The 14,246-nt window shown below is 44.0% G+C and carries 14 protein-coding genes and 1 other RNA gene; 5 read left to right on the forward strand and 10 right to left on the reverse strand.

Features of this window, described 5'->3' with window-relative positions; all coding sequences use genetic code 11:
- Positions 1 to 10 precede the first annotated feature (10 nt).
- A complete protein-coding gene (locus VRU48_RS01370; protein ID WP_330106140.1) occupies positions 11 to 1,327 on the reverse strand; it encodes an MFS transporter in 1,317 nt (438 codons plus the stop codon).
- 103 nt (positions 1,328 to 1,430) lie between these two features.
- Here VRU48_RS01370 and VRU48_RS01375 point away from each other — a divergent pair, with 103 nt between their 5' ends.
- The 5 genes from VRU48_RS01375 to VRU48_RS01395 all read left to right on the forward strand — a co-directional run bounded on the left by VRU48_RS01375 (position 1,431) and on the right by VRU48_RS01395 (position 5,072).
- Positions 1,431 to 2,027 carry a GNAT family N-acetyltransferase gene (locus tag VRU48_RS01375; RefSeq protein ID WP_330106141.1) on the forward strand — a complete coding sequence of 199 codons (597 nt, stop codon included), beginning with the start codon at positions 1,431 to 1,433 and terminating at the stop codon, positions 2,025 to 2,027.
- 46 nt (positions 2,028 to 2,073) lie between these two features.
- Positions 2,074 to 2,424, forward strand: a complete 351-nt coding sequence (locus VRU48_RS01380) for a VOC family protein (RefSeq protein ID WP_330106142.1) — start codon at positions 2,074 to 2,076, stop codon at positions 2,422 to 2,424.
- Between the two features lie 145 nt (positions 2,425 to 2,569).
- Entirely contained in the window at positions 2,570 to 3,541 is a 972-nt protein-coding gene (locus VRU48_RS01385; protein ID WP_330106143.1) for a ligand-gated ion channel, read from the forward strand.
- A gap of 15 nt (positions 3,542 to 3,556) precedes the next feature.
- Positions 3,557 to 4,183: a Type 1 glutamine amidotransferase-like domain-containing protein gene (locus VRU48_RS01390; protein WP_330106144.1), complete on the forward strand. Its 627-nt coding sequence runs from the start codon at positions 3,557 to 3,559 to the stop codon at positions 4,181 to 4,183.
- Positions 4,184 to 4,235: 52 nt separating this feature from the next.
- Entirely contained in the window at positions 4,236 to 5,072 is an 837-nt protein-coding gene (locus tag VRU48_RS01395) for a GNAT family N-acetyltransferase (RefSeq protein ID WP_330106145.1), read from the forward strand.
- Positions 5,073 to 5,124: 52 nt separating this feature from the next.
- On the opposite strand, the gene ssrA is transcribed toward VRU48_RS01395, so the two are convergent.
- The 9 genes from ssrA to VRU48_RS01440 all read right to left on the reverse strand — a co-directional run bounded on the left by ssrA (position 5,125) and on the right by VRU48_RS01440 (position 14,144).
- Positions 5,125 to 5,491, reverse strand: a transfer-messenger RNA (tmRNA) gene (gene ssrA, locus VRU48_RS01400).
- A 149-nt stretch (positions 5,492 to 5,640) separates the two neighbouring features.
- On the reverse strand, positions 5,641 to 6,618 hold the full coding sequence (locus VRU48_RS01405; RefSeq protein ID WP_330106146.1) for a PorP/SprF family type IX secretion system membrane protein: 978 nt from the start codon (positions 6,616 to 6,618) through the stop codon (positions 5,641 to 5,643).
- 1 nt (position 6,619) lies between these two features.
- Positions 6,620 to 7,546: a T9SS type B sorting domain-containing protein gene (locus VRU48_RS01410; protein WP_330106147.1), complete on the reverse strand. Its 927-nt coding sequence runs from the start codon at positions 7,544 to 7,546 to the stop codon at positions 6,620 to 6,622.
- A gap of 22 nt (positions 7,547 to 7,568) precedes the next feature.
- Entirely contained in the window at positions 7,569 to 8,312 is a 744-nt protein-coding gene (locus tag VRU48_RS01415) for a hypothetical protein (protein WP_330106148.1), read from the reverse strand.
- A gap of 19 nt (positions 8,313 to 8,331) precedes the next feature.
- A complete protein-coding gene (locus VRU48_RS01420; protein WP_330106149.1) occupies positions 8,332 to 10,902 on the reverse strand; it encodes a hypothetical protein in 2,571 nt (856 codons plus the stop codon).
- Positions 10,903 to 11,529: 627 nt separating this feature from the next.
- Entirely contained in the window at positions 11,530 to 11,712 is a 183-nt protein-coding gene (locus VRU48_RS01425; protein ID WP_330107746.1) for a DUF1963 domain-containing protein, read from the reverse strand.
- A gap of 8 nt (positions 11,713 to 11,720) precedes the next feature.
- On the reverse strand, positions 11,721 to 12,314 hold the full coding sequence (locus VRU48_RS01430) for an HPP family protein (protein ID WP_330106150.1): 594 nt from the start codon (positions 12,312 to 12,314) through the stop codon (positions 11,721 to 11,723).
- Between the two features lie 175 nt (positions 12,315 to 12,489).
- Positions 12,490 to 13,689: a pyridoxal phosphate-dependent aminotransferase gene (locus tag VRU48_RS01435; RefSeq protein ID WP_330106151.1), complete on the reverse strand. Its 1,200-nt coding sequence runs from the start codon at positions 13,687 to 13,689 to the stop codon at positions 12,490 to 12,492.
- Positions 13,690 to 13,751: 62 nt separating this feature from the next.
- Positions 13,752 to 14,144: a DUF1573 domain-containing protein gene (locus VRU48_RS01440; protein ID WP_330106152.1), complete on the reverse strand. Its 393-nt coding sequence runs from the start codon at positions 14,142 to 14,144 to the stop codon at positions 13,752 to 13,754.
- Between the last annotated feature and the right edge of the window lie 102 nt (positions 14,145 to 14,246).

The following is a 14,246-nucleotide window of genomic DNA, read 5'->3' on the forward strand; positions in this document are numbered from 1 at the left end:
AATGCAAGTGCTATTTAACCTGGTCGCGGTCTAGCGATGAACTTTCCTTGGTGTCTTTCATGCCCACATAAACAAGCAATGAAAGGAAGATGCAAGCCGTAATATACCAGTAGTAATACGACTCGTGGCCCCAATCTTTAAACTGCAGGGCAATGTATTCGGCAGTGCCCCCAAAAATGGCAACAGTTAAGGCATAAGGCAAGCCAACGCCCAAAGCGCGTATCTCGGCCGGAAAGAGTTCTGCTTTTACAATGGCATTGATGCTGGTATAGCCACTTACAATAATGAGGGCGGCCATCAGCAAAAAGAAAGCCTGCCATTGCGACGAAGTTTGGCTCAAGGCAGTAAGCAACGGTACAGTGCCTAAGGTGCCCAAAACACCGAAGCTAATGAGCAAAGGTTTGCGGCCAATCCGGTCGGATAATGCACCAAATACAGGCTGCAGACAAGCAAAAATAAACAAGGTGGCAAATGACATCAGTGTCGACTGTTCTTTACTCATGTGCACGGTATTGACCAAAAACTTTTGCATGTAGGTGGTATAGGTGTAAAAGGCCAAAGTACCGCCCAGTGTCAGGCCAATAACCTTCATAACGGCTTTGGGATGTTTGAGCAATTCTTTAAGGGTTCCTTTTTGGCTGGGTTTTAGGTGCGCCTGATTTTCGAAGGCTTGGGTTTCTTCCAGGTTTTTTCGGAGGTAAAGCGCAACCAGCGAGAGTATAGCTCCAAAAATAAACGGAATGCGCCAGCCCCAGGCCAATATTTCGGCTTCGGTTAAAAACAGTTGCTGCAAGGCCAATTGTATAGCAAGCGCTAATAGCTGTCCACCGATTAAGGTTACATATTGAAAGCTCGAATAAAAACCACGTCGATTTTTGCTGGCCATTTCGCTCAGGTAGGTCGCAGATACGCCATACTCGCCACCCACACTCAGGCCCTGCATCAAGCGGGCGGTTAGCAACAAGATGGGCGCAAAAAGACCAATGCTTTGATAGGTTGGCGTAAGTGCAATGAGCAACGAACCCAACGACATGAGCAGTACGGAAAGGGTCATCGACTGTTTTCGGCCAATTCTGTCGGCAATGCGGCCAAACAGATAACCACCTAATGGGCGCATCAAAAAGCCCAGAGCAAAAATACCAGCCGTGTTGAGCAGCTGCACCGTTGGGTTGCCTTTTGGAAAAAACGAAGCCGAAAAGTAGATGGCAAAAGCGGTGTAGGCATACCAATCGTACCATTCTACCAAATTTCCTATCGATCCACCAAATATGGCCTTGAGCTTTTTGGCAGAAATCTGGTCGTGGTTGGTGGCAACAGGATCTTTCATTACGCTAAGATATTACATTAAACGGATGAACAGGCGCAACTGGATTAAACTATTAAGAAGTACTTAGGTAAAAAAATGGATAGGGGGGCACAACTTTGCCCAAATGAACGATATTAGTGCTATGATAAGTGCGTCAATTCAGGATAAGGCAAGAGTGGTAGAAATACTCAGCACTTCTTTCGATCAGAACAAAAGCGTAAACCAGTTGGTCAAACAGGATGGCAGGCGGTTGCAGCGCATCAGAATGCTGATGGAGTATGCTTTTGACGAATGTATGGAGTTTGGCCAGGTAATTATTTCCAAAAACCGCGACTGTTGCGCGCTGGTACTTTTCGACGAGCGAAAACGCTTCAGCTTCCGTTCGCTTTTCAGAGATCTGAAACTCACTTTTTTCATATCGGGGCTTGGCAATATTGGTCGGGTAGTGGCCAAAGAAAAAATGGTGAAGCTGGCCCATCAGGAGCTTACCCAGGGCAAACCGGCCTATCACCTTTGGTTTATAGGAGTCGATCCATCGGTGCAGGGACAGGGCGAAGGTTCGCACCTGCTGACCTCCTTATTGGCCGAAAGCAAGGCATTGGGCCGTTTGTTGCTCCTGGAAACCTCAACCGAAAAAAACCTGCCGTTTTATGCTAAATTCGGATTGAAGATATACAAGGAAATAGACGCAGGCTATCCGATTTACCTGTTGAGCTATTGATTTTTTAACTCTCAAATGTTTAACTTAAGCGTTCAATTACCCCTTTATGAAAGTTAAGCGCATTGTGGCCAATATCCACTCGGCAGAACTGGCCAAAGCCAAGGTTTTTTATCAGGATATATTGGGACTTGATTTATTGATGGATCAGGGCTGGATGACGACCTACGGCAACAGCAATAAAATGGATGTACAGCTCAGCGTCATGCAAGAAGGCGGATCGGGAACCGAAACACCAGATCTTTCTGTGGAAGTAGATGATGTTGACGAGGCCTTTGAATTGATGCGTACCTCCCAATTCAGCATCGAATACGGCCCAGCTAATGAACCCTGGGGCGTACGCCGGTTCTATGTACGCGATCCATTTGGCAAATTGGTTAATATCCTGATGCATTTGTAGGTAATAAAAAGAAATTCTAAATCTTGTTCATCTGTGGCTTACTCATGTTTTAAGCATGCTTTGCCGATATAACCTGCCACATAATTTTTTGCATAGCTATAGTTTTATCCGAGCTAACTCTTATTTTTAAGTAAAAATAACTGTCTTGAAAAAAAACTGTCGTTTCGTCGCATTTTGCATCCTGTTGCTTTCGCTGTATGGTTCAGTCGCCTTTGCTCAAAAAGCCAAGCCCGATACCGTAAGGGCCGGCATCTATGTAACCAGTATCCACGACATCAATTTTAAGGACAAAGAATACACGGTCGATTTTTGGCTTTGGCTCAAGTACAAAAACAAGGATTTCGATTTTGTAAACAACCTCGAAATTCCGCAGGCTAAGTCCGTCAGCAAGTCTTTTTCTACCCTCGACAGCAGTGGCAACCGCATGTACCTGCTCATGAAAATCCAGTGCGTGATGAAAGATTCGTGGGCCATCAATAATTTTCCCTTCGATAAGCAGGCGCTCCGCCTATCTATAGAAAATTCGCAGTTTGATAAAGACGCGCTTGTTTTTGTGCCCGATACCGTAGGCAAGCAATACGATCCCAAGTTTACGCTGCGGGGCTGGAATATCGATAGCCTGACCCTGAAAAGCGGCATCAAAAAATATGAAACTGCCTTTGGCGACGAAAGCATTAAGCCTGCGCATACCGAATACAGCAGCTTTAAGGTGAAGATCAATATCAGCAGAGATGCTTTTGGCCTGTTCCTGAAAATGTTCCTGGGGATGTATGTGGCATTTTTTATCGCGCTGATGTGCTTTTTTATCCACGCCGACAGCATCGATTCGCGCTTTGGACTGAGCGTAGGTTCGCTCTTTGCCGTTATTGGCAACAAATACATTATCGATGGCGCTTTGCCCGATTCGAGCTCCTTTACCTTGGTTGATATGCTGCATGGCCTCACGCTGATTTTCATCTTGGTGGTGATTATCTGCACGGCCATTTCGTTGCAAATGATCAAAAAAGGAAAAGATGCCAAGGCCGATCGCCTCGACCGCAGGTTTTTCTTATTGCTGCTGGTCGTTTATGTACTGCTCAACGCATTTTTAATCATCAGAGCAGGCGTACTGCATTAAATGCCAAAAACGATTATGAATTTATATTTGTCTTCCTACTTGTTTGGAAATGAAACAGACCAGCTTGCCGAGCTTTTGCCACCAGGCGCAAAAATTGGACATATCAACAATGCAAAAGACTGGATTGGTGCCGATGAAGCCAGGAAGCGGGAGGAACTGATGCAGGAAATGGCTTTCTTGGAAAAACTGGGCTTCGAGAATGAGCATGTGGATTTGAAGGATTATTTTTTTCGGGAAGAAGCTTTGGATCAAAAGTTGGCCACCTTAGACGGCGTATGGGTTTCGGGTGGCAATACCTTTGTTTTAAGGCAGGCCATGCAGCTGAGCGGATTTGACACGATCTTCCAAAAACTACGTCAGCGCAGGGATTTTTTATGGGCTGGCTATAGTGCCGGTGTATGTATCTTATGCGATTCGCTCAAATACATTGCCGAGGTCGACGATCCCAACCAACTCCCATACGAACAGCTTCAAACACCCATTTATGCCGGCTTGGGTTATTTCGATTACGGGATTTTGCCACATTACCAATCCAACCATTTCGAATCGGAAGCCATGGCCAAGGAGGTGCAAAAATGTATCGACAATAAATGGCTGTTCAAGGCATTACGGGATGGAGAAGTACTCATTATAAAGGAATAAAATTTGGCCGGTGCGTTGCATCAAAATCGGCCAATAACCTAAAAATCAGAATATGGAGCTTCGCAAATTAAGCATACAAGATATAAAGGCCTTATTAATAGCTATAAATAATGCTTTTGCCGATTATATAGTGCCCTTTCAGTTAAACGAGGAACAGTTGCAATTTAAAATAGCCTCAGAAGATATTCGACTGGAATGGTCGGTAGGGGTTTTTGAGGCCGAAGAAATTGTTGCTTTCATCATGAACGGCGTTAGAAACGTAGATGGAAAAATAAACGTATACAATGCCGGAACTGGCACTTTGCCTGCCTATCGCGGACAAGGTTTGGTCAGTAAGATGTACGATTATATTTTGCCTTTTTTGAAGGAAAACGACGTAAAACGATTGGTGCTGGAAGTCATCGAAGGCAATCAATCAGCTATCAGGGCTTATCAAAAAAATGGATTCTCTATACAGCGGAAATTGTTGTGTTTCAATGGTGTTTTAACAAGTGGAGCTGTTTCAAATCGGGTTGCCATACAGGCATTAGCTACCCCTGATTGGGCTGTTTTTCAATCATTTTGGGAGGTTGAGCCAAGCTGGCAAAACGCCATCTCTAGCATGGATGTAATTAAACCACAGACTTTTGGCGCATTTTTAGGGGAGGAATTGGTAGGCTATGCGCTTTTCAATCCCATCAATAGGCGATTATATCAGCTTGCCGTAAAGCCAGCATATCGCCAACAAGGAATTGCCACCAGAATTTTAGCTGAAATACAAAAACAAGCAACCCAGGAAAAAGTGCAGCTGAACAATGTAGACGAAGCTGCAAAAGGCCTGAAAATAGTTTTGGAAAAGCAGGGCCTGACAAACTTTATCAATCAGTTTGAAATGGTTAGGGAGTTGTAGTTTAATAAAACTTTATAAAAAAAAATCCCTGAAAATGTTGTTTTTCAGGGGTTTGTGGAGCCGAAGGGGTTCGAACCCTTGTCCAGTTGTGTTCTAAATTATGCCTTCTACATGCTTATTTCCCAATTAATTGTCGGGAGGAGACGGGCTGGAAACCGACCTTGTCTTTCTCCTTAGGTACTTTGTTTCGCCATTGCAGCGTACCATGCAACAGCTAGCGTTGTTATTTCGATGCCCCGGTTTCTAGCCTAACAATGCGGCAGCTAGAGGGACAAAAGCTTGCGTAATTCTAAATTAAGCAGCTAAGGCGTAGTTATTTTCGCCAATTATTGTTTGAACGTTATCTTTTAAGTGCTCTCCGTACAACGCACTGCATGCTTACATACTCAGCGCCACCCTGTCAAATCCAAAACGGCCCCAACTGTAAGTTTCCGATTCTGGGCTTGTTGCGGTACAACAAGCAGAATCGGATAACAAAGATACAAAATAAATGCCAAACCAAGCTGAGGGCAGGCTTTTTTATTGTTGGAAAAATCACTGCAAAAGGCCTGCATAGGACCAAAACACCTCAGAAATAACAGAAATATAGACGTTTTTCTTTTAGGGTATAAAAGTTCCAGCTGATGGAGATTTCGTGGGTTGAACCGGCGTAACCAGCCAATTTGCTCGTGCTATGGTCGTACGAATAGCCCAGCCTTAACTGTTGGCTAACCAATACCTCGGCCATGCCAATGAGGGCATTATTGCTATTGAAATCTCCTTGCAGGGCCGGCTTTTTGTAAAGTTTGATGCCGGTTCTATAGCCTGCGCCCAGCCAAACCACCTGCTTGAACAAGAAAAAAGCATTGATGTCCATCACCGTTGGGCCTTTGATATCGTCTTTGATCAAAAAGAAAGGCTTAAAGTCAATGACATATTCTGCCATAGGAATCAATACGCCACCGGTTAAATAAAAATGGGGCTTCGGCGTTGGAAAGTTGTAATCTAAAGATCTTTTGTCCAATATATATTTGCCTATCAAGTTGTTAACCGATGCACCGATATACATTTTGGGTGTAGAGAAAAACACGCCTGCGTGCATGTCGGGCACTATTTGTTTGACCGTGCCGCTTGGAATGTAATTATCTTCCAAATCTGTCGGGTTGAGCATATCTCCATTTAAGCCCGATTGCATCACGCCAAGACCTAGGCCAAAGGCAAGCTTCGAAGTTCCTTCTTCATTAATCGGAAAACGGTAGGCATAGTTGGCAAAGGCCGAAATATTTTTCTGGGCACCCAATTGCTCCGCACTCATTACCATTGATAAGCCAACACGCTCGTTGGGCATGAGTGCATCGGCTGCCAAAGTAAAGCCTTTCGGAGCGCCATTCACGCCAGTCCATTGGTTCCTGTAGGTCGCGTTGATGTTGATGCGTTCGCGATACCCTGCGTAGGCCGGATTGATATAAATACCATTGAAAATATATTGGCTATACTGCGCATCTTGCTGGGCAAAACACGGGACCGCCAGGCACAACATTAAAATAAGCTTAGTCAATTTCCACATATTAATCTTTTATCAATGTAATCCAACCTGTACTGCTTCTCTCGCTTCCATCTTTCTCTTTGATCTTCAGCAAGTAGTAATAGGTACCCTCATTAAGGCCGTTTCCGTTCCAATCGTTCTTGTAAGGGCCATTGCTCCTGTACACTTCATTGCCCCATCTGTTAAAAATAGACAGGGTATTTTCGGGATGAAGCTCTAGCCCAACTATCTTAAAGACATCATTTTTGCCATCGCCATTTGGCGTAATTACATTAGGCACTACGACTTCGCCAATAATTTCCTTCACATCTGTAGAGATGTTATTGGCCAAATTCGGATCGGGCTCAAGCGCGGTTACAGTGGCAATATTGATCACTTTCTCTGCCTTAATTGCGGTAGTTTTTAGCGATAAAACCATTTTTTGGCCATTTGCCAATAAAGGTATCTTCCACGAAATGACATTGTTCACAACGGTAACGTTGTCCATTGGATCGCCAATAATGCCAATGTACTTTAGGTTGCTTGGCAGTTTATCTACCACTTCTACTCCAGTAGCATCGATATTTCCGTTATTCTGCACAGAAATCTGATATTCGAAGGCCTCACCCGGCCCTACATATCGTTTTTCCGAAATTTTATGGACTGCTAAGTCCGCATATTCAATTATTAATAAAAAACCATCCGATAGATCCGACTTACAGCCATCGGCATTGATGGCAACCACTTGGTATAAACCCGCTACGCTAGCGGTATATAGGGGGGCGGTAGCATTGGCTATAGGTTTCCCATCTCGATACCATTGGAACGAGGAAAGTCCAGCCTGATCTCTTACTGCGAATTTGACCGAAGAACCCAAACGAATCCTAACAACAGTAGGATTTGCCTGTGCAAATGCCCAATTGGCCAGCAGCAAGAAGAACGCCAGTAATATGTACCGTTTTACGTTCAACCTAGTGGTCTGTTAGCAAAAACTATTGGACAATAATGGTAGGTTTAACTGGTTTTGGCGTTACGGTTACGGTTTGTGTCGCAGTAGCTGTAACTTCACATCCATTATTATCGCCCGATTTTAACACACCGGTATTAGCAGCCGTTTTTACATATTTTACCGTTGCACTGAAAACATAAGAGCCGGCACCAGTTGTATTTAAGGTAAATTTGTTGACATCGGTCTTTGAGCCATCATCAGTACCTATTCCAGAAAGTGGAGCTACTGCAGTTCCATTTTTTGTGGCTGACCATACGTAAGCATACTCTATGCCTGCTGGCAAGGGCTGAGCTGGTGTAGCGGTAGCCGTGATGATAGAACTTAAACTTGCATCGCCACCACAATACGAAGCATTATTTGCAGCTAAAGCGAGTGTTTTACTTGGCAATTGGTAAACCTGGAAAGGATCTGAAAGATCTCCCCAACATCCGGCAACCGATTCTATCCTGCTGGTATAATTGTGCACACCAGGAGAAAGATTGTTTGGTGTAACATAGTTGGTTTCGTTGGCTGTTCCGGTATAGGTTTTGTTCGCTACTTCAACGCCTTCTAAATACCAATGAACCTTATCTCCGTTTGTTAAGGTGCTTTCTTCAGGGCTATGCAGTGTTGCAGTGCCGCCATCGCATAAATAAACTGGGTAGTAAGTTTGCGCCTTACTTGTTGCATTCATGCCAAGGATGATGATAAATGCCGCTAGGATTGTTTTGATAAATGTTGCTTTCATTGTTTTGGATGATTTTTTATTAATTATTTAATTGAATATGTGCTTTTGTAGGTTTGGGCTGGACATTAACGGTAACACTTGCATTCGTTGCCTGATTGCAGCCCGTGGCCAGATCTTTAACCGATACTAGCTTGTAGATAAGTACACCGGCACTATTTACAGGTATGGCCACTGTAGCCGTGTCTGACCCCGAAGCTGTAGTAACCGTTTGCGTGCTGCCGTTGTTAATCGTATAGCTAAATTCATAAGCGCCTATGGCACCAGCGCCTTTAAAACTAATGGCTGGATTATCGGTAGCATCAACACAAACGCTCAGCGGACCATCTGTGGTGGCGGTTGGCAAAGCATTAGCCCTCATGATCACATTGGTTTGCGTTCTTTTGGTATTCAGCGTTTTAATATAGAAAGTTTGTATGCCAGAAGAGGATAGGACACCGCTAACTGTACGATTTCCACCAGCATCTTGTGGGCTTAAGCCTAATGGAAGTGCCGAGTTCTCAAATTGTGTACCGTCTGCAGATAATGGGTAACTAACGGCAACAATGTTGCTCCCTTGGCATACTTCCTGACCATTAACCGTATTGTACTTAATGTTGTTGCAAAGGCCAACGCCCGATGCGGCACCATTTAAGCATTCTTCGTCTGCATCTACAGGGCCTAGGGCATTATTGCCTGTCGCATCAGGGTCGCTTACATCGGCAGGCCTTAATATGCTCGCTTTGGTGTTGCTGAATATTTGGGTATAGCTTCCTGTAAAGGTGGCTACAATAACGATGTCGATGGTGCCTTGGTTGGGCATGTTAAGTGTAGCCGTGTAGTTCTGTGCTCCTGTAACGGCATTGTTTACGGCTACGCCAGGACTTTGATTTGCTGTTGCTACAGAGGTGATAGTTAATCCGGCAGGCAGCGAAATCGCTAAACGCGATCCGTCAGCCGCCGAAGGGCCGGCATTTTGTGCCCTAACGGTATAAGTAATTGTCCGGTCTGAAAAGTACTTGGATAAATCTGGGCTGATCGATTCTATCTTTAAATCTGCCTGGAATATTTCGATATTGACCAATTGGGTGGTTTTGCCACTTTCGATATAGGTCCAGGTGTCCATCGAACGCTCATCGCCAAATTGATTACTATTGCTATAAGCGCCAAACTTGTGCCCGTTGGTATTGCTGCTTACTCCGGTTAAATTGGTTACCGGATTGGAACTATTGCTGCCAGCTACCCCCGCATTGGTAATATTTGCATCGTCCCAGTAAACAATATCGCTATATTCTGACGGATTGGGATTTGCAGGGTTAACATTGTAACTCGTATTATTCTCTATTAATTCGATAATCAAACCTTGTGGGTTGATTTCCATATCTATGTAGGGAAAGTGAACTTCTGCCGACCGTAAAAAAGTTTGTACCTGCGGTGAGATCGGCCCTGGCTGCAAGAAATTTCCATTGGCATCCTTGGCATCCCAAAATACTTCGTTAGTGCCCGCCACGGCAGAACCATTGATCACTCGGTTGGCGCCATTGGCCAAGGGGATGGTAATTTGATAGCTTCCTGATGCCGAAGCCGTAAAAGTAATTTTTGCCCCTTTATAACTGATCTTGTTCTCGGTACCTTCAACACCAGTAAATTTCAAATCGGTAATGATGGGCAAAACGGCTGTTTTTTTGAGCCAGGTAGTTTGATTGGCGGCGCTTATATAGGCCGGCCCCGTTTCTGGAAGATCGGCATTTGGCCTGTTATAAAAAATCTTATGGGTTTTGTTCAGGACATCGTCGGGTGTTCTCGGGTCGTGAAGGCCAGAAAGAGCCGCCATTGTCGATGCATTTAAACTCTTGTAAGTGGCTACGCCACCTACGGCAAAGCCATTGTTGTTAGAGAAAAATGTAAAGGCCCAACCATTGTTGCCATTGGTTTTTACTCGATATGCCCGCCCGTCTTCGGTAAGGATATAATTGGTTACATAAAAGCCTTTTGCACTATTGGTAAAGTTGTTTCTAATTCCAAGATTTAAAACATTGGTGTAAACACGACCGGTTAGCCAAGCTGTGCCCGCAGTGTTTCTTACCGATACATCCCATGCGGCTATATAATTGATGGTGTTGCCTGCAGATTGGGTCCAGTTTCCATCGGCCAAAACATCTGGCGCAGTGATATCGCTACTGCTGCCATTGCCTACAGGCGCCAGAAATTCTACCATCCAAACGCCCGCGCGCGCTGCAGAAACCGAAATGGTAATGGGCGTATAACCTACACCCGGCCCCGAAAGCTCTGCTGTTCGATTTGGAATAAGCCCAACACCGGCGCTCACATTATAGGTGGTCGAATTCCCATCGGGAGAGGTCACGATAATCCGTCCGTTGTTTACCCCAATAGCACTTGATGCCACCGCGATGGTTTCACCTGATTTGGCATAAACGAAATGGGCGCCTCTGGTTTTAAAAGGAAATCGGTCTGTGTAATTAGTGCCATCTATGTTGGCATAAAGAAAGGCTCTATTGCCTTGTGCGCCAGAAGGGTAAAGGTCTTTGCTGCCTTCTGCAAAGGTTTTTAGGGCAAAACACGAAAGTGCAATAAAGGTTAAGCAACACAGCAAAGACCGTGAAGTTAGCCGTGATAGCTTCCATATATTTAGAACCCTAACGCAATACATATTTTAAAAAAAGCATGTACTGCAAGAGCGTAAACGTCCTAAACCAAACATAAATAGGGAGATGTGTGCGTATTAATAGTTCTCTCTCCTAAAGTAGGAACAAAAATTGATATAGGGTAATATTTTCTACATTTTGTGTAAAAAATTACATCACTATCTGGAATAATTGTAGAATATTTTACACAATATTTTTAATTATTTAACTTTAGGTTAAGAAAATAGATTTGGCACGAAAAATATAGTGTTTTTTTTCAGCTTACGCTAATATGGCTTAAGGATGGAAGTGTTTTTGTAACAAAAACAACGATAAAAGAATTTGATGGGAGATGAAGTCTTTGGGCTAACAGATTTCTTAAAATCCAATGGAGAAACCGCCGTTCTGTTCTTGAACAAGGAATGGAAAGGTTGCCGATTCCTTGTGGGAAACAACAGCTCTGCAATTCGTGGGAGCTGGCCAAAGATTGCTAAGCCTTAAAGAATAATTTTCCTAGCGGTGCTGCACCGATTGATGCTGTTTTGGAGGGATCATCGATGAAAGGGTTTGAAGGTTATCCTTTTGCATATTGAACCCTAGTGACAATCCCAATGGTAAGGTACTTTTGAGAAGTCTTTATTGGCAAGGTCGGTTGGGTCGATGAAGAAGTTAGCCACTCCTGTATCGCCCCACATGATGTGCTCGTCAGAATCTAGTTGAAACAATAGCAGGTAGTTGCTTTCCGGTCCTTTTTTCTCTTGAATGTTATCAGAAACAATCCTCTTGGTTACCTATGCGAAAAACGTCTGTACCTGCGCCAAACCTTGTACCATTTCTTGTTGTTGGGATAATGGCGATGGCTCGTCCGATTGTTGAAAAATATAGCCACGGCCAGCAAGATAACTGCGCCAGAAAATACCGGACTTAAAACATACAGATAACCCAATGCATGGATTTTAGGAGAACCAATATTGGCAATTAAAGCCGTAGCGCCACCTGGCGGATGCAGGGTTTTGGTAATCTGCATTAAAACGATGGAAACAGATACAGATAAGGCCGACGAAAGCCAAAGCTGTCCGGGTATTAGTTTGTAAATGGTTACGCCAACTAGGGCACAGATCACATGGCCGCCAATCAAATTCCTGGGCTGGGCTAAAGGACTGTTGATTACGCCGTATATCAAAACAGAAGAAGCGCCAAATGAACCAATCAGAAATAAATTATCTGAGGCCGTAAAAAACTGGCTGCTCATCAAGCCGATTAGCCCGATGCCAAAAAACGATCCTAAAAAGGTCCATAGGTGCTCTCTGAAATCGATTAAAGTTTCTTTGTAAACAATGTAGCGTGCTTTTCTTACCTGGCGATGTATTTTTTTGATCATTGGCGCAAATTTACGATTTAGAATATAGAAATAGTAGACTTTAGCCGAATTTTAATAAAAAAGCCTCCCGATTTTCAGGAGGCTTTTGTTGTCAGTTGTTGTGCTGGAATAAATTTGGACAGTGTTGTTCTTACTCGCAAATCAAGCCATGCACTATCGACTATAAACCATTAGCCTAAAGCGTTCTTCCAGGATATTCCGTTAAAGCTTTTTCCAGGCAATCCATCGCGGCGTTCAGGTCGGTAGTATTCAATACATAAGCCATTCTAACCTCGTTCTTGCCTGTGCTTGGGCTCGAGTAAAAGCCCGTTGCCGGTGCCATCATTACTGTGGCATTGTTGTATGCAAAGCTTTCGAGCATCCATTGGCAGAAGGCATCCGCATCGTCGATCGGCAATTTGGCCACCACATAAAAAGCGCCACCCGGATTAGGGCAGAAAACGCCTTCCATGCTGTTTAAACGGTTAACCAAAGTATCTCTGCGCAAGGTGTATTCCTTGTTTACTTCCTCAAAATAGCTATCTGGCGTATCAACAGCAGCGGTTCCGGCAATCTGCTCCACCATACCCGGACTTAAACGGGCCTGTGCAAATTTTAATCCCGAAGCAATAACTGCCGCGTTTTTGGTGATTAGGCAACCCAAACGAGCTCCACAAGCGCTGTAGCGTTTAGATACGGTGTCCATGACCACCACGTTTTCGTCTAATCCGTCCAAGTGCATCGGCGAGATAAATTCGCGGCCATCATAACAGAATTCGCGGTAAGCCTCGTCAGAGAATAAGAACAAGTCGTATTTCAGGCACAATGCTTTTAAGGCTTCCAGTTCTTCTTTCGAATACAAATAACCGGTTGGGTTATTCGGGTTGCAGATGATGATGGCCTTTGTTTTTGGCGTAATCAATTTCTCGAACTCGGCAATAGGAGGTAAGGCGAAACCATTTTCGATGTACGAAAGGATGGGCTTTACCACCACGTTGCTCATACAGGCAAAACCGTTGTAGTTGGCGTAAAAAGGCTCAGGGATAATAATTTCATCACCCTCGTTTACGCAGGTCTGCATGGCAATGGTAATGGCTTCAGAACCGCCAACGGTTACCAAAATGTTTTCGGGCTTAATGTTGTAGCCCAGTTTGTTGTAATATTCGGTGAGTTTGGTTCTGTAGGCCAAAGTACCTTCAGACGGCGTGTAGGCCCAAACATTAAAATCTATATTCTTTACGGCACTAAGCATGCCTTCTGGCGTAGCAATATCTGGCTGACCAATGTTTAAATGGTAAACTTTTTTACCCGCTGCCTTGGCCTTGTCGGCAAAAGGAGTGAGTTTTCTAATCGGGGAAGCGGGCATTTGGAGCCCTTTTTCTGATATTTTTGGCATGGCACAAAAATAAAAAACCCCGTTGGATTAACGGGGTTTTTGTTTAAATATCTTCAAGAATTTTACTTGGTCGATCCATTTACCGATTCGCCTTTGATGTAAAGCACCTTGGTGGTTGTCCTGGCATTCGAAGTCAGGGTAATCGCTTTATTAAAAGGAAGCGGTGAGCCGGCAGGGGTTAAAGTTACCTTTACAAAACCCTTTTCGCCTTTTTTAACAGGGGTTTGGGTGTATTCCGAAACGGTACAGCCACAAGTGGTTTCAACCTTGGAAATAATCAGCGGGGCATCGCCTTCATTGGTAAAATTAAAGGTAAAGCTAACCGGTTTGTTCAAGACTACTTTGCCAAAATCATGGGTTTCGGTTTCGAACTTAAACTCTGCAGGCTTGGTCTGTGCCTTGGTGGCAAATCCTATGCCGAGCATCAACGTAAATAACAAAATTAAATTTTTCATCTTTCTTCGGGTTTAAACAAATTTAATTGTTTTAAAGCTTAATACAAAAACTATTCCAAACTATTCTACTATTTAAATTACATTGGAGTGTTCGGCGCTATT

The sequence above is a fragment of the Pedobacter albus genome (assembly GCF_036324255.1).
Classification (GTDB): domain Bacteria; phylum Bacteroidota; class Bacteroidia; order Sphingobacteriales; family Sphingobacteriaceae; genus Pedobacter; species Pedobacter albus.

Coding starts and splice junctions, on each gene's coding strand:
- VRU48_RS01380 (WP_330106142.1), top strand. CDS start 2,074: ATGAAAGTTAAGCGCATTGTGGCCAATATCCACTCGGCAGAACTGGCC.
- VRU48_RS01370 (WP_330106140.1), bottom strand. CDS start 1,327: ATGAAAGATCCTGTTGCCACCAACCACGACCAGATTTCTGCCAAAAAG.
- VRU48_RS01435 (WP_330106151.1), bottom strand. CDS start 13,689: ATGCCAAAAATATCAGAAAAAGGGCTCCAAATGCCCGCTTCCCCGATT.
- VRU48_RS01430 (WP_330106150.1), bottom strand. CDS start 12,314: ATGATCAAAAAAATACATCGCCAGGTAAGAAAAGCACGCTACATTGTT.
- VRU48_RS01440 (WP_330106152.1), bottom strand. CDS start 14,144: ATGAAAAATTTAATTTTGTTATTTACGTTGATGCTCGGCATAGGATTT.
- VRU48_RS01375 (WP_330106141.1), top strand. CDS start 1,431: ATGAACGATATTAGTGCTATGATAAGTGCGTCAATTCAGGATAAGGCA.
- VRU48_RS01405 (WP_330106146.1), bottom strand. CDS start 6,618: ATGTGGAAATTGACTAAGCTTATTTTAATGTTGTGCCTGGCGGTCCCG.
- VRU48_RS01415 (WP_330106148.1), bottom strand. CDS start 8,312: ATGAAAGCAACATTTATCAAAACAATCCTAGCGGCATTTATCATCATC.
- VRU48_RS01390 (WP_330106144.1), top strand. CDS start 3,557: ATGAATTTATATTTGTCTTCCTACTTGTTTGGAAATGAAACAGACCAG.
- VRU48_RS01395 (WP_330106145.1), top strand. CDS start 4,236: ATGGAGCTTCGCAAATTAAGCATACAAGATATAAAGGCCTTATTAATA.